At 70.4% G+C, this 19,317-nt stretch carries 18 protein-coding genes and 4 pseudogenes; 13 read left to right on the plus strand and 9 right to left on the minus strand.

What is annotated here, in order from left to right; all coding sequences use genetic code 11:
- Positions 1 to 77 precede the first annotated feature (77 nt).
- From ACH5AO_RS34695 to ACH5AO_RS34720, 6 genes and pseudogenes are all read left to right on the plus strand, one after another.
- Positions 78 to 1,040, plus strand: a complete 963-nt coding sequence (locus ACH5AO_RS34695) for an AraC family transcriptional regulator (RefSeq protein WP_398931753.1) — start codon at positions 78 to 80, stop codon at positions 1,038 to 1,040.
- Positions 1,041 to 1,611: 571 nt separating this feature from the next.
- The gene (locus ACH5AO_RS34700; protein WP_398931755.1) at positions 1,612 to 1,980 is read left to right on the plus strand and encodes a hypothetical protein; all 369 of its coding nucleotides are present in this window, start codon (positions 1,612 to 1,614) and stop codon (positions 1,978 to 1,980) included.
- Positions 1,977 to 2,684, plus strand: coding sequence for a restriction endonuclease (locus ACH5AO_RS34705; protein ID WP_398931757.1), 708 nt, complete (start codon positions 1,977 to 1,979; stop codon positions 2,682 to 2,684). The genes ACH5AO_RS34700 and ACH5AO_RS34705 overlap by 4 nt, the downstream gene beginning before the upstream one ends.
- Positions 2,685 to 2,911: 227 nt before the next feature.
- Complete coding sequence (locus ACH5AO_RS34710; protein WP_398931759.1) at positions 2,912 to 3,127, plus strand: hypothetical protein; 216 nt, start codon at positions 2,912 to 2,914, stop codon at positions 3,125 to 3,127.
- 350 nt (positions 3,128 to 3,477) lie between these two features.
- Positions 3,478 to 3,753, plus strand: a complete 276-nt coding sequence (locus ACH5AO_RS34715; RefSeq protein ID WP_398931761.1) for a transposase — start codon at positions 3,478 to 3,480, stop codon at positions 3,751 to 3,753.
- An 84-nt stretch (positions 3,754 to 3,837) separates the two neighbouring features.
- Positions 3,838 to 4,227, plus strand: a pseudogene (locus ACH5AO_RS34720) (transposase).
- A gap of 234 nt (positions 4,228 to 4,461) precedes the next feature.
- On the opposite strand, the gene ACH5AO_RS34725 reads toward ACH5AO_RS34720, so the two are convergent.
- On the minus strand, positions 4,462 to 5,580 hold the full coding sequence (locus ACH5AO_RS34725; protein WP_398931763.1) for a fatty acid desaturase family protein: 1,119 nt from the start codon (positions 5,578 to 5,580) through the stop codon (positions 4,462 to 4,464).
- 7 nt (positions 5,581 to 5,587) lie between these two features.
- Complete coding sequence (locus ACH5AO_RS34730) at positions 5,588 to 6,643, minus strand: ferredoxin reductase (protein WP_398931764.1); 1,056 nt, start codon at positions 6,641 to 6,643, stop codon at positions 5,588 to 5,590.
- Between the two features lie 87 nt (positions 6,644 to 6,730).
- Between ACH5AO_RS34730 and ACH5AO_RS34735 the strand changes: the two genes are divergently transcribed.
- Both ACH5AO_RS34735 and ACH5AO_RS34740 read left to right on the plus strand, forming a co-directional pair.
- Positions 6,731 to 7,870 (plus strand): PucR family transcriptional regulator, encoded by a 1,140-nt coding sequence (locus ACH5AO_RS34735; protein ID WP_398931766.1) that lies wholly within the window; start codon positions 6,731 to 6,733, stop codon positions 7,868 to 7,870.
- 521 nt (positions 7,871 to 8,391) lie between these two features.
- A complete protein-coding gene (locus ACH5AO_RS34740) occupies positions 8,392 to 8,730 on the plus strand; it encodes a thioredoxin family protein (protein ID WP_398931768.1) in 339 nt (112 codons plus the stop codon).
- Between the two features lie 95 nt (positions 8,731 to 8,825).
- On the opposite strand, the gene ACH5AO_RS34745 is transcribed toward ACH5AO_RS34740, so the two are convergent.
- On the minus strand, positions 8,826 to 8,954 hold the full coding sequence (locus tag ACH5AO_RS34745) for a hypothetical protein (protein WP_398931770.1): 129 nt from the start codon (positions 8,952 to 8,954) through the stop codon (positions 8,826 to 8,828).
- Between the two features lie 1,203 nt (positions 8,955 to 10,157).
- Here ACH5AO_RS34745 and ACH5AO_RS34750 point away from each other — a divergent pair.
- The 4 genes from ACH5AO_RS34750 (at position 10,158) to ACH5AO_RS34765 (ending at position 11,708) form a co-directional block, all read left to right on the plus strand.
- Positions 10,158 to 10,715, plus strand: coding sequence for a hypothetical protein (locus ACH5AO_RS34750; RefSeq protein WP_398931772.1), 558 nt, complete (start codon positions 10,158 to 10,160; stop codon positions 10,713 to 10,715).
- Between the two features lie 66 nt (positions 10,716 to 10,781).
- Positions 10,782 to 10,973 (plus strand): hypothetical protein, encoded by a 192-nt coding sequence (locus tag ACH5AO_RS34755; protein ID WP_398931774.1) that lies wholly within the window; start codon positions 10,782 to 10,784, stop codon positions 10,971 to 10,973.
- 3 nt (positions 10,974 to 10,976) lie between these two features.
- Positions 10,977 to 11,150 carry a hypothetical protein gene (locus tag ACH5AO_RS34760; protein ID WP_398931776.1) on the plus strand — a complete coding sequence of 58 codons (174 nt, stop codon included), beginning with the start codon at positions 10,977 to 10,979 and terminating at the stop codon, positions 11,148 to 11,150.
- A gap of 54 nt (positions 11,151 to 11,204) precedes the next feature.
- On the plus strand, positions 11,205 to 11,708 hold the full coding sequence (locus ACH5AO_RS34765; protein ID WP_398931823.1) for a hypothetical protein: 504 nt from the start codon (positions 11,205 to 11,207) through the stop codon (positions 11,706 to 11,708).
- 105 nt (positions 11,709 to 11,813) lie between these two features.
- Here ACH5AO_RS34765 and ACH5AO_RS34770 read toward each other — a convergent pair.
- The 5 genes and pseudogenes from ACH5AO_RS34770 to ACH5AO_RS34790 form a co-directional block, all read right to left on the minus strand.
- A pseudogene (locus ACH5AO_RS34770) lies at positions 11,814 to 12,731 on the minus strand (IS5 family transposase); the annotation flags it as partial.
- Positions 12,728 to 13,541 (minus strand): annotated as a pseudogene (locus ACH5AO_RS34775) (methyltransferase domain-containing protein). The pseudogenes ACH5AO_RS34770 and ACH5AO_RS34775, both read right to left, overlap by 4 nt.
- A gap of 404 nt (positions 13,542 to 13,945) precedes the next feature.
- Positions 13,946 to 15,205 (minus strand): MFS transporter, encoded by a 1,260-nt coding sequence (locus ACH5AO_RS34780; protein ID WP_398931778.1) that lies wholly within the window; start codon positions 15,203 to 15,205, stop codon positions 13,946 to 13,948.
- Positions 15,206 to 15,536: 331 nt separating this feature from the next.
- On the minus strand, positions 15,537 to 16,226 hold the full coding sequence (locus ACH5AO_RS34785) for an ArsR/SmtB family transcription factor (protein ID WP_398931780.1): 690 nt from the start codon (positions 16,224 to 16,226) through the stop codon (positions 15,537 to 15,539).
- 131 nt (positions 16,227 to 16,357) lie between these two features.
- On the minus strand, positions 16,358 to 16,876 hold the full coding sequence (locus tag ACH5AO_RS34790) for a MarR family winged helix-turn-helix transcriptional regulator (RefSeq protein ID WP_398931782.1): 519 nt from the start codon (positions 16,874 to 16,876) through the stop codon (positions 16,358 to 16,360).
- A gap of 52 nt (positions 16,877 to 16,928) precedes the next feature.
- Between ACH5AO_RS34790 and ACH5AO_RS34795 the strand changes: the two genes are divergently transcribed.
- Positions 16,929 to 17,843 carry an EamA family transporter gene (locus ACH5AO_RS34795; RefSeq protein WP_398931825.1) on the plus strand — a complete coding sequence of 305 codons (915 nt, stop codon included), beginning with the start codon at positions 16,929 to 16,931 and terminating at the stop codon, positions 17,841 to 17,843.
- A gap of 439 nt (positions 17,844 to 18,282) precedes the next feature.
- On the opposite strand, the pseudogene ACH5AO_RS34800 reads toward ACH5AO_RS34795, so the two are convergent.
- Positions 18,283 to 18,519 (minus strand): annotated as a pseudogene (locus ACH5AO_RS34800) (AraC family transcriptional regulator); the annotation flags it as partial.
- Positions 18,520 to 19,317 lie beyond the last annotated feature (798 nt).

Below are 19,317 nucleotides of genomic sequence, written 5' to 3' on the forward strand. Positions count from 1 at the left end.
CGGCACACACCCGGACGATTCCATAGGTGATCAGCCAGATCACCTGGGTGATCGTCTGAATCGTCTAGCCTTGGCGTGTGGACGCTTTCGGTGACCTCCTGCGTGGAGTACGAGCCCAGGGCTCGTTGTTCGGCAGCTCGACCCTGACTCCGCCCTGGTCGCTGCACTTCGTGGACGGCGCGCCGCTGACCTTGTGCACCGTCCTGTCCGGAGGCGGCTGGATCGTGCCGGAGCGCCGCCCGCCCGAGCGCCTGGGCAGCGGCGAGACAGTGATCGTGCGCGGCCCCGCGCCGTTCCTCTTCGTCGACGAGGTGGGCACCAGGGCCGAACCCGTCGCGTGCGGCGCGTTCTGCTCGACGCCCGAGCAGGGCGGGACCCGGTACCGGCTCGGCTGGCACGACGCCGGTACCGGCGGAGAGGACACGACGACCCTGGTCGTCGGTGCCTATCCGGTGCACGGCGAGATCAGTCGCAGGCTGCTGGACGCGCTGCCCGTCGTACTGCGCGTGGGGTCCGGCGGTGGGCCCGACCCCGTGTGGGACCATCTCGCCGCCGAGGTCGCCGCCGACACGCCGGGCCAGCAGGTCGTCCTCGACCGGCTGCTGGACTGGATGCTGGTGTGCGCGCTGCGCGAGTACTTCGACCGGCCCGGCGGCACTCCGCCGGGCTGGTACTCCGCCGGGCGCGACCCGGTGGTGGGCGCCGCGCTGCGCCTGCTGCACGGGGAACCGGCAGCGCCGTGGACGGTTGCCTCGCTGGCTGGCCGGACCGGGGTGTCGCGGGCCACGCTGGCGAAGCGGTTCACCGACCTGGTCGGCGAACCGCCGCTGACCTACCTCACCCACTGGCGCATGACGCTCGCGGCGGACCTGCTGACCGAGCGCGAGACGGTGACTGTCGCGGAGGTCGCTCGCGCCGTGGGCTACTCCGACGCGTTCGCGTTCAGCGCGGCGTTCAAACGGGTCCGCGGCATCAGCCCCAGCGCGTACCGGCGCACCGCAACGACCCCACCCCCGCAGTCGGTCGGCACATTCCCATGACAAGTCCCCAGGCGTCCGCCCCCGCCTTCAGGACCTCCCGCTGGTCAGCAGAATAGAGGCGCAACCGGCCTCCGCGTGTTCACCCCCACCCAGATGAACAGCAGTTGCATCGACTACCGGTAGGTGTCCACTCCAAGGGAACAGCCTCAATCTGAAGCTTCCCGTTCATCCGTACAGCTGCTCCGTAGGCATGTGGAGTTCGGCCACGTCTTGGTTGTCCATTTGCAGTCCGTCGGTGGCTGAGCATGGCGACGTCCGTCCGGGCGAGCGGAACCGCGCCCGGTCGGCATGAACGGATCCGGCAACTCGTCTTGAGGATCGGAAAGTGGGCCCGCCGTCTCTTGCGGACGGGCCCGGCCTATGGGGCAACCGGTCACCACTGGTTGTGTCCGCAGGCAGGCTTGAGCGGGCATGGAACTGTCGTTCGAGCGAAGTCGGACAGGGAGCGGCGGAGGAGAGAGGGAGCTGGTGTCCTGAACAGGCACTCTGTACCGCTCTGGCCTAGATCGTTTGTCAGTGGTCGCCCTGAGCATGGTCCTCGCTTGGATGCGCTGACTTGAGGGAGGGCCAGATGCCGTTCGTGCGGCCATATGTGCGTTCTGATGGAACACCGGTGCGCGGGCATTCTCGGTGGGCGCCGGGTGCCCGGCGGGAACTCACCGTCTTCGTGCTGATCGCTGTGGCTGTCGTGGGCTTCGGCAACAGCAATGGGGGAGCGGGTGAAACCGCCGGTTCGCGTTCGAAGCCGGGGGAGAGGTCCGCGGTGACCTATCCGGTTCGCTTCGACCAGGGCACCAGCCAGGGGGCGCCGCGCGTGAGCGTGCCGCGGCCCACGGTGTCGTACCCCGTCAAGTTCGATGTCTCCGCAAGGAAGCCGGCACCGCCCACGCCGGCGGTCTCGTACCCGATCGGCTTCTCCGCCCTGGGCGGTGGGCGATGAGCCGGCGCCCGCCCCGGCGCCGCAGTGCCGCCCGGCGTCCCCGGCGCAGCCGCCGGCAGCAGCAGGACGACATGCAGCTGCTGGCCGTGGGAGTCGCCGCGGTGGCGGCCATCAGCCTCATGGTCATGGTGGTCAACTGGCTGATCACCCACTGGTGGGTCCTCGTCGTCGCCGTCCTCGTCCTGTTGCTGGGTGGCCTGGGCTGGTGGCAGCACCGTACCCGGCGCGCGCAGTGGCAGCGGGTCCAGGCGCGTGCACTGCGCTACGGGCTCACACAGTTGGACGCGCTCACCCACCGCCAGTTCGAGCACGCGATCAGGGACCTGATGCACCGCGACGGCTGCACGGACGCCGTCCAGGTCGGCGGCCGGGGCGACCTCGGCGCGGACGTAAAAGCCACCGACCCCTACGGTCGGCGCTGGGTCATCCAGTGCAAGCACCGCAGAAACGGCGACCAGGGCGCGGCCGTCGGCACCCCCGACCTACAGGTCCTCAACGGCACCGGCCGCCCCGTCCACCAAGCAGACGTCGTCGTCATGGTCACCAACGGACGCATCACCCAGCCAGGCCGCACCTTCGCCCGGCAACAACGCCTCCACCTCGTCGACCGCCAGGTCCTCGCGCAGTGGGCGACCGGCTCACGCCCCTTGTGGGAACTGCTGGGTGCGGTACCTCCACCGCGACGGCCGACGGCACGCTCGTGACAGCTGCCCCACCCGCTGCGTCTCGCCTGATGGCGTGGGCTCTGCTGTCTGCTCGATTCAGTACGTCACTTCCTATGAGGTTGCCGGTGCCCGCAGGAGTGCGCTCGATGCCATACGGCGGTTCCGGCCGATCCCCGTGTGTTTCGCCGCCAACAGTGGTCGTCAGGGCTGCCCCGGGAGCCGCTGCTGACCACACCAGGACCAAGGATGTACATGCTGGATGGAGGATGCCCGTGCTGACGGTCAATGTGGCGGTACTGCTCGCGATCATCATCGCCTTGCGGCTACGTCGGCGAACCCAGGCGCGCAGCCGCAATGACGAGAAGCTGACGGTGCTGATCGTCCTGGTCTTCGGCATCCTCATCGCGCCGACCGCGTTCGGGCAGGGAGTGCTGGACATCGTGGGGCAGCCGGCCGCCGGCATCAGCGACTCCAGCCGTTGAACAAGCCGTGTTTTCTGCGGTAGTCGTACTGCTTCCGCTCGCGGGCGTGCTGTGAAGCTGTTGTTCCACCGATTTTGGTGGTCGCGAGTTCGAGATCGTTGACTCGGTCGGGTGATCTTCTGGCCGGCCGGGCATGAAAGCGGGGCCTCCCGCACAGCTCGTGGGTGTCGAATCCAACCCGGCAACAGGAGGCCCCTGGTGCTGCGGTCTTCGGTGTCGGTGTCGTCCAACTCGGCTTCTCCGTCGTGTGATTGTCTCGCTCACCGGTTTGGGAACGCCGGAGACCGGCCGTACAGGCGACCGAAGTATCCGTCCGACATGAGCGAGCGGAGTGAGCCGTCGTATGTGACGTGCTGCCGGCGCCTGGCTGGCCGGAGGGCCGCGGCGGGCAGACGGAGAGCTGTCGCCACCGGCAGATGGTCGACGCGGTGCGCTACCTGGTCGCGGGCGGCATCACCTGGAGGGCGATGCCGACGGACTTCCCCGCGTGGGACCGCGTCTACACCTTCTTCCGGTGTCGGCGGGACAAGGGCCTGACCGCCGAGTTCCACGACCGGCTCCGCGAGAGGGTCCGCCAGGCAGCGGGGCGGGAGGCGGAGCCGACCGCAGCCGTCATCGACGCGTAGTCGGTGAAGGCAGCCGCATCGGTGTCTGCCGCGACCAAGGGATTCGACGGCGGGAAGAAGGTCAACGACCGCAAGCGGCACATCGTGGTGGACACCCTCGGACTGCTGCTGACCGTGATGGTGACCGCGGCCCCGGTCACCGACCGGGACGAGGGACAGACCCTGCCGGCCCGGCTGCGTGAACGGCACTGACGCGTCACACGCGTATGGGCCGACGGAGGCCACACCGGTCGCCTGGTCGACCTCGCCCGCGATGCCTGGCGGATCGCGCTGACGGTGGTCGAACGCAGCGACGACACCAGCGGTTTCACCGTGCTGCCGAAGAGATGGCTGGTGGAGCGCACCTTCGCCTGGCTGATGCACTCACGCCGCCTGGCCCGCCACTACGAAACGCGCACCGACACCTCGGAAGCGGTGATCCGGTGGGCGATGGGCATGGTCATGAGCCGCCGACTCGTGCGACGGGCACGCTGAACAGCCCCGGACGTTCCTTTGCCGGCCAGTCCCGTGCGGCCGGACGCTTCGCCTTCGACCGCACCCCTTCCACCTTCGCCGGGACCGGCTCCAGCCCGACTGCCGCCGCGAGTTGCCGACAGTCCATCGCCTCCTCATGCGTCCCGTTCCCACCGGCCAGGACGTCCATGATCCGCTGGTAGTCCGGCGCGAGAACCGCCGGTACGGCCGAAAGAGCCGAACCTGTACCGGGAATCAGGCCGCGACGAGCTCCTGCTCGCGGTCCGGCGTCTTGACCTTGGGCTTCTTGTTCGGCAGCGAGAGCCGGAAGACCTTGCGCCACGCGGAGAACACCTGCTTGGGCAGCGGCCCGGCGACGTACTCCAGCTCGTACTTCTCGAACAGCGCGCGCACCTTCACCGCGACCTCGGCGTACCGGTTGCTCGGCAGGTCCGGGAACAGGTGGTGCTCGATCTGGTGCGACAGGTTGCCGGTCATGAAGTGCATGGCCTTGCTGCCGCTGATGTTCGCCGAGCCCATCATCTGGCGCAGGTACCACTGGCCGCGCGTCTCGCCCTCGATCGACCGGCGCTCGAAGACCTGCACGCCCTCGGGGAAGTGCCCGCACATGATCACCGAGTGGGACCAGAGGTTGCGGACCAGGTTCGCGGTGAACGTGGCGGCGAGCGTGGTGAGGAACGACGGGCCCGACAGCAGCGGGTGGATCACGTAGTCCTTGAGCACCTGCTTGCGGATCTTGCCGCCCACGGCCCTGGCCCGCGCGCGGAACTCCGGGTTCTTGCGGCGCCGCTTGCGCAGGTTCTTGCCGAGCTCCAGGTCGTACGCCGCGATGCCGTACTCGAAGAAGCAGGCGTTGATGAAGTTCCACAGCGGCTGGCCGAGGTGGAACGGGTGCCACTTCTGGTCCTCGTCGACGCGCATGATGCCGTAGCCGAGGTCGTTGTCCTTGCCGATCACGTTGGTGTACGTGTGGTGCAGCTCGTTGTGCGAGTGCTTCCACTGGTCGGCCGGCGAGACGTGATCCCACTCCCAGGTGGTGGAGTGGATCTTCGGGTCCCGCATCCAGTCCCACTGGCCGTGCAGGATGTTGTGGCCGATCTCCATGTTGTCCATGATCTTCGCCACGGACAGACCGGCGGTGCCGATGATCCACGCGGGCGGGAAGATCGAGAACAGCAGCACGCCCCTGCTGACCAGCTCGAGCTTGCGCTGCGCCGAGATGACCTTGCGGATGTAGTCGGCGTCCTTCTCGCCACGGCTGGCGATCACCTCGTCGCGGATCGCGTCCAGCTCGCGGCCGAGCTCCTCGATCTGCTCCGCGGTCAGGTGGGCGGTGGGGTCGATGGCGGTCAAGATGCTCCTACCGTTCGATGTCGCAGGGGCCCGCCGCGGCGGACACGCAGGTCTGGATGAGGACACCCGGCTCGGCCTCGGTGATCTCGCCGGTGCGCAGGTCACGGACGGCGCCCGCCTTGAGCGGAGTGATGCAGCCGAAGCAGATGCCCATGCGGCACCCGGAGGGCATGAGCACGCCGGCCTCCTCGCCGATGTCCAGCAACGGCGTGGCGCCGTCCGCGTCGACGGTCTTGCCGGTGGCGCTGAACGTGACCTCGCCGCCGTCGCCGGCGACGACGATACTGGGGCGGAAGCGTTCAGTGTGCAGGCGCTCCTGGACGCTGTGCTCGCTCCAGTGCTCCTCGGCTGCGTCGAGCAGGCCCGCGGGCCCGCAGGCCCAGGTCTCGCGCTCGGCCCAGTCGGGCACGAGTTCGTCGAGACGGGCGATATCGAGCATGCCGTCCGTGGCGGTGTGCACCTCGGTGAGCCGCAGCTTCTTGTCCGCGACCAGGTCGTGCAGCTCGGCGCGGAAGATCACGTCCTGCGGCTGCGGCGCGCAGTGGACCATGACGACATCCTCGAACTCGTTGTCGCGCAGCATGCCCATCACCGGCGTGATACCGCTGCCGGCCGTCAGGTAGAGCACCTTGGCGGGCTTGGCCTGCGGCAGCACGAAGTCGCCGGTCGCCTGGTCGAGCTGGATCAGAGTGCCCGGTTTCGCCTTGCGGACCAGGTGGTTGCTGACCTTGCCGTCCGGGATCGCCTTCACGGTGATCGTGACGCGGCCGTCCTGGCGGTCCGTCGGCGAAGTGATGGAGTAGGCACGCCACAGGCGCACCCCGTCGACGTCGACCCCGATTCGCACGTACTGACCGGCTGTGTGGCCGCGCCAGCCCCGTCCCGGTCTGATCACGATGGTCGCGGCGTCGCCCGTCTCGGGGTGCACGGCCTCGATGCGCCCACGCAGATCAGCGCCCGCCCGCAGCGGGCTGACCAGATCCAGGTAGTCCGACGGCAGCAGCGGTGTCGTGACCATCTCCAGCAGTTTCCACGCCCTGCTGCGCAGGGCTGTACTCGTCATGACTCCAGCTTGCTGCGCCTCAGGGCGTAAAGTCCTGACCGCAGGACGTAAATCTGGTCGGCCAAATTGTTCGCAGGGAACAAAAACGTGAGCCATGCAATCCGGAGGGCCAGCGAACTGACCCTGGACGAGACGACGGTCACCGTACTTCGGGCCACGCTGAAGACCACCGCCGACGAGGTGGTCCAGGCGATCATCGACGAGGTCCCTCCCTATGCCAACGCCCTTTCGGGCCGCATGGGCGCCACCATCCGCCGAGCCGTCCGCACCGCCCTGGGGCACTACCTGGACCTCGCGAGCGGGAACGCCACCGGCGGCGACGCCGGTGACGCAGCCTACGAGCTGGGCCGCGGCGAGGTGCGCGACGGCCGTTCGATGGACGCCCTGCTCAGCGCCTACCGCGTCGGCGCCCGCGTGGCCTGGCGGTGCCTGGCAGCGGGTGCCGTCCCCGCAGGTCTGCCCGCCGCCGAGGTCGCCAAGTTCGCCGAGCTGACCTTCGCCTACATCGACGAGCTCTCCGCCGCGAGCGCCGCGGGCCATGCCGACGAACTGGCCGCCCAGGGCAGAGCCCACGAGCGCCACCTGGAACACCTGGCCCGTGACCTCCTCGCCGGCGCGAGCCCGGACGTGCTGCTGGCCTCTGCTCAACGGGCCGGATGGCAGCTTCCGGTTTCGCTGACCGCGGTCCTGCTGCCCGCCGCCCAGGCCCGGCCTGCCTACCGCGCGCTCGACCCGAGCACCCTCGTCCTCGACGATCTGCCGGACGCCACCGGCGTGCTGCTCGTCCCCGATGCGGACCGAGCACACCTCCTGAGGCAGCTGACCGACCGCACCGCCGTGGTCGGCCCGGCCCGGCCATGGACTCGTGCGTCCGCCTCGTACGCACGAGCCGTCCGCGCGCGCTCCCTCTCCTCTGACATTCGCGACACCGAGGAGCACCTGCCCGAGCTGGTGCTGAGCGCCGACATGGAGGCGTTCGCGGACCTGCGTGCCCGAGCCCTCGCACCGTTGCGGGCCTTGCCTGTCGCGACCGCATGGCGGCTGGAGGAGACGTTGCGGGCGTGGCTGCTGCACCAGGGCAGGCGGGAGGAGGTGGCGGCGGAGTTGTTCGTCCACCCCCAGACGGTCCGGTACCGGATGTCGCAGCTGCGGGAGCTGTTTCCGGATCTCGCATCGCCACACCGAGTCCTTGAACTGACGCTGGCGGTCGGTCTTCGGGCCGGCTGACGAGCACTACTTCGTTCCCGGTGCCGTCAGCCGGCTCATGCGGCCCGGGGAAGAGCGGTATGAGCCAGCTGTGACCGGGGGTTGATGTGAGGACCGGACAAGGCCTCGGGAAGCCCGTCGGGGGCGCTCTCCATGAGAAGCGTGGTGGCGGATACGGCTCGACTGGATCCGGTGGACGATGCGCACCGGCCCGCTCGTCGACGCGCTCATCGAGCATCCGGTCGGTGATCTGGGCCGCTATGCCCTGGAAAAGGCTTTCATGTCGTCGTGGAGGGCGCTGTTCTGGCACGAGCTGGCTCCCGGGCGCGCGGCGGGCTGCAACTGGGTGACCGGCGGGGCGGCCAGGCCGGGTCACCAGGGGGGCCGGGGGGGCCGGGCCGCTCGCGCCGGGGACCACCGTGGTTCTGCGACGGCCCCGTGCCCCCTTCCGACAGGCCAACCGGACGACCGACCGGGTCGGCCTGGCACACCGCGCGAGGGATGATGGGGAGGGAACAACGGACGTGAGGTCAGGAGCTTGCATGGCGAAGCGGGTTCACCGACCTCGTGAGGACGCTGAGTTCGATTTCATCCTCGGGATGAGCGGAGTTCCGGTCCTCGCATACTTCACCGGGACATGGCCCAAGGCGATCGAGCCCTGCCGGGTGATGGACCTCGTCGTGGGCGGCATCGCCGACGACTGCACGGGCCGCCTGACGGCCGTCCGCGCCGACATCACGCGCTGTCCGGCCGCAACCGAGCGATACGGGATCACCGGAGCCCCGTCCTGCGTCCTGCTGAAGGAGGGAGAGGCGGTGGCGCACGGCACGGGGCCTATGACCATCGCCGAGGTACGGAAGTTCCTGGACGGCCACCTCTGAGCGGCCGCTGCGACACGCGGCCGCGACGCCCGTCACGTCTCGCTCATGGGAGCTGCGCCGTCTGAGACACCTGAGGGCTGAGACACCCCCACAGGTCACATGACGCCATCGATCCCGGTGTCCGCCGGCAGTTGCGCCAGTACCGGCGCCCGGATCTCGGGGAACGCGGTCGTCATGTCCGTGCCGTGCCGTGAGCGCGGCAGCACCCGCCCGCCCGCGTACATGGCGAGCTGAGCACGGTATCCGTCCTTCTCCGGACTGCGACGTGTCTCAGAGGCACCTCTGTGGTGGGCGGAGTGGATTGTCGGGCCGGTACGGGTGAGCAAGGACCACGGGAGTTGTTCGTTGGAGCTGACTCGGTGGATGCCGCGTTCGGCCGCGTCGGCGACATCGGCGAGGTGGTCGCCGGTTCAGCCTCGCCGAGAACAGGCGCCTGCTCACGCGCCTCACCAACCGCCGTCCCACCCCGGTCGGTCACATCCTCCACCGGCCGACATGGCACCGTGGACGACGTTCTTGGGTCCTGCCCCCTGAGCAGTCCCCGATGCGACCCGGAAGTATCCCTGACAGGGACACCGAACGGTCGACAGCGCGCCTAACGTGACGACGGTGCCCCGACCGGGTCCGCATGACTGACACAACCACTCTCGTCACAAGGAGGGCTCATGCCGTTAAGGGACGGATTCACACCGCGGTGCATCGCCGCGCGGGGCACGGCCATGGCTGTGGGAGCCGTCATGGCCGTCACCACCACCGGTCTCACCGTCGCTCCCGCGGTCCACGCGTCTCCATCTGAACCGTTCCGGGTTCGGTAGGGACTCTGGTCTGCCGCCGGTTGTCTCTGCGGGCGTGCGCATCGCATGCGGAGGCATCGGGTCCAGCGAATGATCAGGGCGGCGCCGCTGGGGCATCGGGCGCCCCAGGGCGTGGCGGTCCGGTCACCGCCGACTCGGCCCTCGCCACGAACGCGATCCCCGCATGAGGGAGCGACGGGTGGAATTCATACGCGTCTCTCCCTAGAGGGCGCCATGCTCGCCCTTCCGGAGATCGAGCACGACGCGGGACGGTGCCTGGGTGAGGCGTACCCGATCCGGGAGCCACGGCCCCGACTCACAGGCGCGGGCGGCGTTGTCCTGCGCACGTCGGCTCGGCGGCGTACGGCGCACGGTGCCCTGTCACTCACGAACTGCCCGCCGAGAAGGCGGACTCGCAGTTCACTTCGGAGAAATGAACACTCTACTTGTCCACATGAACATGCTTGTGTTAGAAAGTGCACGGGCTGCGGAACGACACCGTTCCTCCGCGGCCCTTCATCCGAGGGCTCGGGGCGGACACGCTGCGGCTGCGACCTGGAGGGCCAGGCAGGCAGACGATCCATCGCGAGGCCGTCTTCCCAGTCCACAACTCACAGTTCTCGAGGAGACGAAATGACCTGTCGCACGCTCGTGGCCGCGGTGCTCGGAGCGGCCACGGCCGCCGTAGTGGCACTTCCCGCGGTCGCGACCGCTTCCCCCCACGACTCGGAGACCCCCGTCACCGTCACCCGGGAGAAGGGGCACGTGCTCGCGTGCACGGGCACGGCGTCCGGTGTCGAAGTCACGGTCGACCTCTACGACAACGACGTGTTCGGAACGCATGCCGCCGTGAGCGTGCGGACGCCGGACGACGCATACGTGCGGGGAGGGGAGACCGAGGCGGGCCTCTTCCGCGAGGGCCGCATAGAGCGGGAGTTCGTCCTCGACTCCGAGACCTCGGGTGCCGCGCAGACGGTCGTGGTCAGTGGCGCCTATGTACGGTCCGGGCCGCCGAAGCGCGTCCACGAGGTGTACGACGAGCCGTTCGGCCAGGTGGTGACCAAGGGATGGAACTATCCGCTGCGGGCCGGCGTGACGGTGCGGACGATGGGGCGGCAGGTGAAGCTCACGTGCGGAGAGGCCTTCGCCTACAAGCTCACTACGTGGCGTCCGGCCGACACCGACGAGTGACCGACCGGGCCCGTCGAGCGCGGCTGCGCCGACGACGTCCGACCCGCCGTCCGAGAGGGAACACCGGTGACACGCGTCCTGACCCGCAGCGGTCTCCTGTCCGTCCTGGACGTCGGACCGTGCGTCGAAGCACTGCGTAACGGGTTCCGCAACGACGACCGCATCGCCTCACCGGGGACGAGGGCGCGCGGCGGCCTCCCCTTCCCGGGGGCGGCCACCGTGCTGGTACCGGGGCTGCTTCCGGGAGTGGAAGCGTAGTCGGTGGAGGTCAACGCCGAGTTCCCGGGCGCCCGGCTCGCCCTGCGAGGCGTCATCCGCCTGCACCGCGGAGCCGACGGGGCGTTGCTCGCCCTGCTGGATTCGGCCACCGTCACCGCGTGGTGGACGGGCCTCGCGGCCGCGCTGGGGCCCATGTCCTCACTCACCACCGCGTAGGGGACCGGCGGTCCCGTCGTGGGCGTCGTGGGAACGGGAGCCCAGCCCGAACTCATGGTGAGCGGCTCGCGCTCCTTCCGTGACCTGCAGGACCTCCTCGTCCACGACACGGTCGCCGGCCGGGCCGCGGATCTCGCGGGGCGGCACGGTGGCCGAGTGGTCGGGTCGGCGTCCGAAGTCGCCGCGGCGTCCGACACGGTTCTCCTGGCGACCTGGTCACGCCGGCCGTTGCTGGGGCTCGCGGAGACGCGACCCGGCCAGCACTGCACCACACTGGGCGTCGACGAGCCGGGTGAGCAGGAACTGGCAGCCGACCTGCTCGAAGCGTCGTTCCTGGTGGTCGACGATCGCGGCCTGGCAGCCGCGGCGGGCGTTCCGGCCGGAGGCCGACGGAAGCACGCGGATCACCGCGGACGCCGCGCTCGGCGAGTTCCTGCGGAGCGGGCGCTCCGGCCGGGCGACGCGATCGGGGATCACGGTCTACGCCCCGGCCGGTCTTCCGTGGCAGGACCACCGTGGGCCCCGGTGTCGACACGGAGAACACCAGTGGGGCCCTGAAGCTGTCCGAAGGGCTGGGTATGGTGTCGCACCAGGCGATCGACACGTGGCAGCTCCGGTCGAGCAGCGGCGTGGAACCGACACACCGTCAGGCCGTGTCTCTCGAGTCCGTAACCAGACAATGATGGCCGCCGGCACGGCTGCGGAGCGGTAGACGATCGCGGGGTTGTCGTAAGGGTGGCCGGGCCCCGCCCCCACTTGAGCAGGCTGAACGACCGTTCCACGATGTGTTCCTGCGCTTGTGGGTTTCGGTGTCCGGAGTCCGGGGTCGCCCGCCACTGCGGCCCTTTCTCCTGCGGTTGGCCTGTTGAGCGGCACGCTCGGGGATCACCGTGCGGATGCCACGGACCGCGAGGTCCTCGCGGACCTGCTTGGAGGAACACGCCTTGTCGGCGAGCGGCGCGTCCGATGTGGTGCGCGGCCTGCCGAGGCCGAGTCGCGGGACTCGGATGTCACCCAGCAAGAGGGGAGGGCCTGCGCGTCGTGGACCTGGCCAGGGGTGACCACGACGAACCGTGGGCGGCCGTTGCCGTCCACGGCGTGATGGATGTTGGTCGTCAGTCCGCCACGGGATCCGCCTATGGAATGGCCGGTCGGCTCACCTGCCGCAGCAGGAGTTTCGCTCCTGCTGCGGCAGGTGACACCGCTGGTGTCCTTCTCCGGCCGGGCCGTGCCATGTTCGTGCCGTGCTGGTGAGCCCGGTTGATCGTCGAGCCGGTCGGGACCGTCCAGCCGATCTTGTCGATCGAGTCCGCCTGGGCGGTCAGCTGGGCCAGAACCGTATCCCGGGTGCCGTCAACCACCCACCTGCGACGGCGCTTCCCCATCGTCTGCCCGGGAGCGAATGCTTCCTGGGGCAGATCTCTCCAGGGGGTACCCGTGCGGTACCGATAGGTGATCCCTTCGACGATGCGACAGTGGTCGGTGAACGGGCGCCCTGCCTTCCCCGTGCCGGGGAAGGCAGGGCGCCAGGCGTGCCCATTGCTCGTCGGTCAGCAGGCGGATGCGCCCGCTCGCGGTCACCGAGGCTGGTAGGCGGTGGCCGGCACGGAGACGGTGACCTGATCGGGCAGGAGGCCGTCATCGTTCAGGCCCGCGCGGTTCACGCGACGCGCGCTCGGCGTCATCGCCACCAGGTCCAGGGCATCCAACCTGGTCAGCGGCACGGAGTACTCCACCTGTTCGGTGACGACGGCCGCGAAGAAGGGGTTCGGTGCCCGGTGCAGGTGCTGTTCCTTGGCCGGGCCGGCCGTGACCATGGCCGATACCTGACCGCGTAGTTCGGCCAGATGCCACATCGTGGGTCGGACCACGATCAGCCGGCCGGCCGGTCGGGCGCAGTACGCGGGGGAACTCGGCCGGGTTGCGTGGGGCGAACACGTTCAGCACGACGTCGACAGCCCCGTCGGTCAGGGGGAAGGGACGGAAGACGTCCCAGGCCGCCACGGCGGCTCGGTCGTGGGCACGGGCTGCCGAGCACAGTGCGCGCACCGATGTGTCCAGTCCCAGACCACGGGCGTCGGGCAGTTGGTCGAGTACGCCGACCAGGTAGTAGCCCGTGCCGCATCCCACGTCCACGACCGTGGTCTGCTCCGACGCGGTGTCGGCCGCCAGGCGGGCCCCGACTTTGCGGATGGGCGCGTAGGCGCCGGTGGACAGGAACCGGTCCCGGGCCTGGACCATGGCTGCGTCGTCGCCGCTGGTGGCGCGGGCGCCCGCCAACAGGCTGGCACAGCCGTGGCGGGCGAGGTCGAAGGTGTGGCCCACCGGGCAACGTAGGGCGCCGTGGCCAGGGTGCAGGCGGCGCGTACGGCACACCGGGCAACGCAGCAGGTCGGGGGAGAGAACAAGGGCAGGGGGGAAGCGACACGGGCACGAGGCACTCCAGGCATGGGGTGAAGGGAAGAGACCGTGCCTGCACGCACGCTCGGAGCGTCACTGCCCCAGGAGGGAACGGACAGCGCCGGGAAGGTGGTTCGCGCAGCAGGCACACCCGAGGAGGGCGATGCCGTCCGGCATCGCCCTCAGCGCCGTCCGATCACAGGAAGCAGCAGTGCGGGGTGCTCACGAACGCCACGTGGTGAGTCTGCGAGCACGGTGAAGCCCTTCACACCTCCATGCCCGGGAGTCGGGAGACACTGGCGGAGTGTGGCGGCGGCCGCCCGGACGAGGGCCTCGCACACGGCCGTCGAGGCTCGTCGGGCCGGCCGGCGACGGCCGACGTGCGCGTGGCGGACTCATCGGCTGTTCGCGGTGGCGGCGACGGCGACGGCGGGGAGGATGGCGAGGGCGAGGATGCCGGAGGCGAAGGCGAGGACGGGGAAACCACCGACGGAGACGACGACTCCGGAGGCGAGTCCGCCGGTGGCTCCCGCGACAGCGATGGAGACGTCGACCATGCCCTGTGCCTTGGCACGGGTGGCCGGCGGCAGGGCGTCGGTGACCATGGCCGTCCCGGAGACGAGGCCGAAGTTCCAGCCGAGGCCGAGGAGGGCGAGCGCCAGGGCGAGCAGGACGACGGAGTGCGCCGGGGCCGCGGCCGCGGTGAGGCCGGCGGCCAGCAGGGTGAGGCCGGCGGCCGCAGCGACGGTCCTGCGGCCGTACCGGTCGACGAGCCAGCCCGTCAAAGGCGACGGCAGGTACATCGCACCGACGTGGATGCCGATCACGAGGCCTGAAGCGGCGGTGCCGTGGCCGTGGTCGTGCATGTGCACGGGGGTCATCGTCATCACGGCGACCATGACGAGTTGGGCCAGGATCATCGTGAGGGCGCCGAGGACGAGGTCCGGTCCGCGGCTGGAGCCCGGCGCCGGGGCGGTGGTGGCGGCGCCGGCCGCGTGCCGCTCCGCTTCGAGACGACGGGAGAGGAGCAGGGGGTCCGGACGGAGCCAGACGAGCAGGACGAGGGCGGCCAGGCCGTAGGCGGCGCCGGCGAGGAGGAACGGCCCGGCGAGCGTGGGTATGCCCAGGGCGTCGGCGAGGACACCGGCGGGAGCGGCCAGCGTGGGGCCGACGACGCCGCCGAGCGTGGTGGCCACCAGGACCGTCGAGACGGCCCGGGCGCGATGAGCGGGAGCGGCCAGGTCCGCGCCGGCGTAGCGGGCTTGGAGGTTGGTGGCCGTGCCGGCCCCGTAGACGAACAGGGCGATGAACAGGAGCACGGCACTGCCGGCGGTTGCTGCCGCGACGACGCCGGCCGAGCCGACGGCGCCGGTGAGGTACCCGGCTGCCAGGCCCGGTCGTCGGCCTCGGGAGTGGGACAGGCGGCCGACGCCTACGGCGGCGAGAGCGGATCCCGCGGTGAACAAGGCGCTCGGCAGACCGGCGAGGTCGGTCGAGCCGAGCATGTCCTGCGCGAGCAGGGCGCCGACGGCGATGCCGGCGGCGAGTCCGGCGCCGCTGAGGATCTGGGAGGCGACCAGGACGGTCAGGACGCGGTGCTGCGTGGCGGAGTGCGGCGGTGCGTCGGTCGGAGAGTCGTGTGCGGTGGTTGTCATAGGGGTTTCCTTACGGGACGGCCGCAGCCGTGAGGGCGGAGCGCCGGTCCGGTGCCGCGTCATGGAGGTGGGAGCGGACCGCGCGGAGGTGGTCGGAAACAGGTGAGGCTCGTCGTCGGCCTACCGGCGGTTCCGGAGCCGGACGCCGCGTCCCCGGCGGATCCGTGTGGAGAGGAGCGATGTTTCCGGTCGGGCCTCGGGGCGGCGCGCACGGTACGGGGATCCCACGGTGCGGGATCCGGGAGCCACCGTTTTGTACGCCGCCCCGGCGCGCGGACGCGTCCGGCGGGCCCCGCCGCCGGGGGCGCGTCGGTGTCATCGGTCGCCTGGGTCAGGTCGGTTCTTCCGCCGCGACGGGCATGTCGGCCAGGCGCCATTCGAGCATGCCGTCGCTGAGGCGGATGGCGCGCCTTCCGCGGGAGGCCAGCAGACGGACGGCGTCATGGGCGAGGACGCAGTATTCACCGCGGCAGTACACGACGATGTCGACGTCCCGGGGCAACTCGCCCACTCGCTCGGCCAGTTCGCCGAGAGGGACGGACAGGGCACCCGGGATGTGGCCGGCGTGGTACTCCTCCTGCGGCCGGACGTCGAGCACCACGACCTTCCCCGCGGCCACGCGTGTCAAGAGTTCCTCGCGGCTGACCTCGGCGGCGCTGTCGTGCCCCAGATAGGCGTCGCGCGCCGCCGGCACGGCACTGTGGTGCCTCTCGGCCACCTTGCGCAGGAGCGCGAAGAGCTGGGCGACGTCGTCACCGGCGAGCCTGTAGTGGATGCGCACGCCCTCTCGGCGCGTCGCGACGAAACCTGCCTGTTTGAGGGTCTGCAACTGCGCCGACGCAGTCGTCAGGTTGAGGCCGGCCGCCTTGGCGAGCGAGTCGACGGTCCGCTCGCCCTGGGCGAGGAGGTCGAGCAGTTGCAGCCGTTTGCCGCTGGCCAGTGCCTTGCCGCTGGCCGCGAAGGCCTCGTAGAGCTGTTCCGGAGAGGCCGACAGGGGCACATCCATAATCCATTCCTCCATAGATCCATGGAACATTGTAGCCCACGGGGGAGGAGTGATTGTCCGGCCCGGCGGCCGCGCGGTCGACCGGCCGCGGCCGGTGCGGGATCCGCGGCGCCGTTCCCCGGGGCGCCCGACGGCCCAGGGGCGTCTCACGCGTCGCCGGAAGGGTTGTCCATGCGGGACAGCCAGGACGCGAGCAGTGTTTCGAGGGCCTCGGCCTCGGTGGGTGTCAGCAGATCGAGCAGGCGGCGTTCGTTGCGCATGTGGTCGGTGAACGCACGGTCGATCAGGTCCCGGCCGGACTCGGTGAGTCCGACGATCCGGCTGCGCTGGTCGGCGTCGGAACGCCGGCGGGTGACGAGCCCCGCCCGTTCCAGGCGGTCGATCCTCTTGGTCATCGCGCCGGTGGTGACCATGGTGTGCGCGGCGAGCTCCCCGGACGCCCGTTCGTAGGGTTCGCCGGCGCGCCGTAGGGCGCACAGGACGTCGAACTCCCCTTCGCCGAGGCCGTGGCGGTCGTACACGACGTGCAGTTCCTCCGTCAGGCGGGCGGCCAGGCGGTGCAGCCGCCCGATGACACCCTGTGGAGAGACGTCGACGTCGGGTCGCTCGCGGCGCCAGTCGGCCTGGAGGCGTGCCACGTGGTCCATGGGGTGCGGGATCTCCATGAGGGCCAATATATCTTCCAGGGAAGCTATATTGGTTTCCGTGGAAGCTTATGTGCGCTGGGTGGCGCTGACCGCGATCGCGCCGGTGGCGTGGGGAGCCAACTACTTCGTCACACACGAGTTCCTCCCCGCCGACCGTCCGCTCTACGGAGCCGCGCTGCGCGCGCTGCCCGCCGGCCTGGTCCTGCTGGCCGTGTGCAGGCAGCGACCGCGCGGCGCGTGGTGGTGGCGGTCCGGCGTGCTCGGACTGCTCAACGTGAGCGTGTTCTTCGTCCTCGTGTACGCCGCCTCCCAGCTCCTCGCGACCAGCGTCGCCTCGGCCGTCATGGCGCTGTCTCCGCTGACGATGATGCTCATGGCCTGGGCGGTGGTGTCCGAGCGGCCCCGCACCGCCCACCTGGCCGGGGCCTCGATCGGCCTCGCCGGGGTGTGCCTCATGCTGCTCACGGGAGGGGGAGTCGGTGTGGCGGGAGTGTGCGCCTCGGCCGCCGCCATGCTGGTGTCGTCCTTCGGCTACGTCCTGGCCAAGCGGTGGGACTCCGGTGCGGGCGTGCTCGCCTCGACCACCTGGCAGCTCATCGCCGGGGGGCTCCTCCTGCTCCCGGTCGCCGCGGTCGTCGAGGGCGCTCCCCCCGCGCTCGACGCGTCGGCCGTTCTCGCATTCGGGTACGTCGCTCTCGTGGCGACCGCGCTGGCCTTCGTCGTCTGGTTCATCGGGCTGCGGCGCCTGCCCGCGGGGACCGTGGGTCTCATAGGGCTCCTCAATCCCGCCACAGGCGTGCTGCTCGGCGTCGCGTTCGGGGGCGAGACGCTGACCGTCCGACAACTGTGCGGGCTGGTACTGGTCCTGGCCGGAGTCGTTCTCGGACGGCCCGCGCGCGAACGCGCGCATGAGCAGTCGGTCCCCGCTCCTTCGGGAACGCACGGGGACCCCGTGCGAGAGTCCTCCTCCGGGGATTCCCGATGACCTCGTCGCGGTCGGCACCGCCGACCTCCTGCGCGTGACCGGCTCCGGCGACCGCGCGACGCCGGCGCTCACATGCAAGCCCGGCGCGGTCTGTGCGCCACCCTGGCCCGCCGGTGGGTCGCGCCCGGCCGGACAGGCCGCCCGGAAGCCGTGACACGAAGCCGCGCACGTCTCCTCCAGGCCTGCCACACGCACCTCGGGCCCGCTTCCGGAAGGGCCGGTGGGTCACCGGCCCCGTCTCATTGCCCGTTCGGGCCGACGCGGGTGAAGCGCTTGAGGACCGGTGGACGGTGTGCGGAACGTGCGGCGGTGGTCCTGGGGCGTGACGCCCGGCCGCCGGGCGAAGTGGCGGCGCAGGTGGTCGACAGTGCCGAATCCCGCGCGCCGCGATGGCGGTGACGGAATCGTCGGTGCTCTCCAGGCAGTGCCGGGCGAGCCGGCCTCGCTGTGCCGTCAGCCACGTGAGCGGGGCGGTTCCGGTCTCCTGCTGGAAACGATGGGTGAACGTGCGCGGGGACGGACGGGCGCGGCGGGCCATCGTCTCGACCGTCACGCCCTGATCGAGGCTGGCCTCGATCCGGGCGAGGACGGGGGAGGGGGAGCCGGTCCCCTCCCGGGGCCGGGACCGCTCGTGGTACCGGCGCTGATCACCGTCCCGGTACGGGAGCGCGACCATGCGGCGGGCCACGGCGTTGGCGACGGAACTGCCGTGCTCCTTGCGGACCGGGTGCAGACAGGTGTCGACGCCGGCCGCGGTGCCGGCTCCCGTGATCACCGGATCCCCGTCGACGTACAGCACGTCCGACACGACTTCGGCACTCGGGTGGTGGCGTGCGGGTTCGCCGGTGCAGCGCCAGTGGGCGGTGCACCGGCGCCCGTCCAGGAGACCCGCCTCGCCCAGCAGGAGGCCCCGGTGCAGATGCTCAGGATACGGGCGCTCCGGTCGACCGCGGCGCGCAGCGCCTCGCGCAGGCACTCCGGCTGCCGCACCTCGTGGCCGCAGGCCGGGACGCGGATGAGGTCCGCGGCCACACCGGCGTGGTGGAAGACTTCCGCCGAGCAGAGCGGTTGGTCACGGTAGTGCCCGATGAGGTACTGGGCAGGACATTCGGGTCGGAGGGCCCAGCGGGCCGCGTCGTGGTGGAAGGCCCGCACCGTGGCGGCCGACGGGTCCCGATTTTCACCCGTGAGATCATCCGTGCGAAAAGTTACGACTTTTGCACCATGGTTGAGGGGTGCACAACATCTCACGAAGGTCCAGTTCCAGCCCTCAAGAAATAGTCGTCGCTCCTGGAGGGCGCCATATTCCAGGAGGATCCTCCGTCGTCCTGAGCGGATACGGGCACCCGGCCCACCGGGACAACGCCGGAAACGACGCACGGTACCGCCAGTCCTGACCGTGCGCTGATGGTCACAGCCCACCCATGCGCAGGGGGCATGCGACCGGCCTACCCCCCCGCGTGGCAGCCTTACC

This window comes from Streptomyces sp. NPDC018964 (assembly GCF_044390325.1).
Lineage (GTDB): Bacteria > Actinomycetota > Actinomycetes > Streptomycetales > Streptomycetaceae > Streptomyces.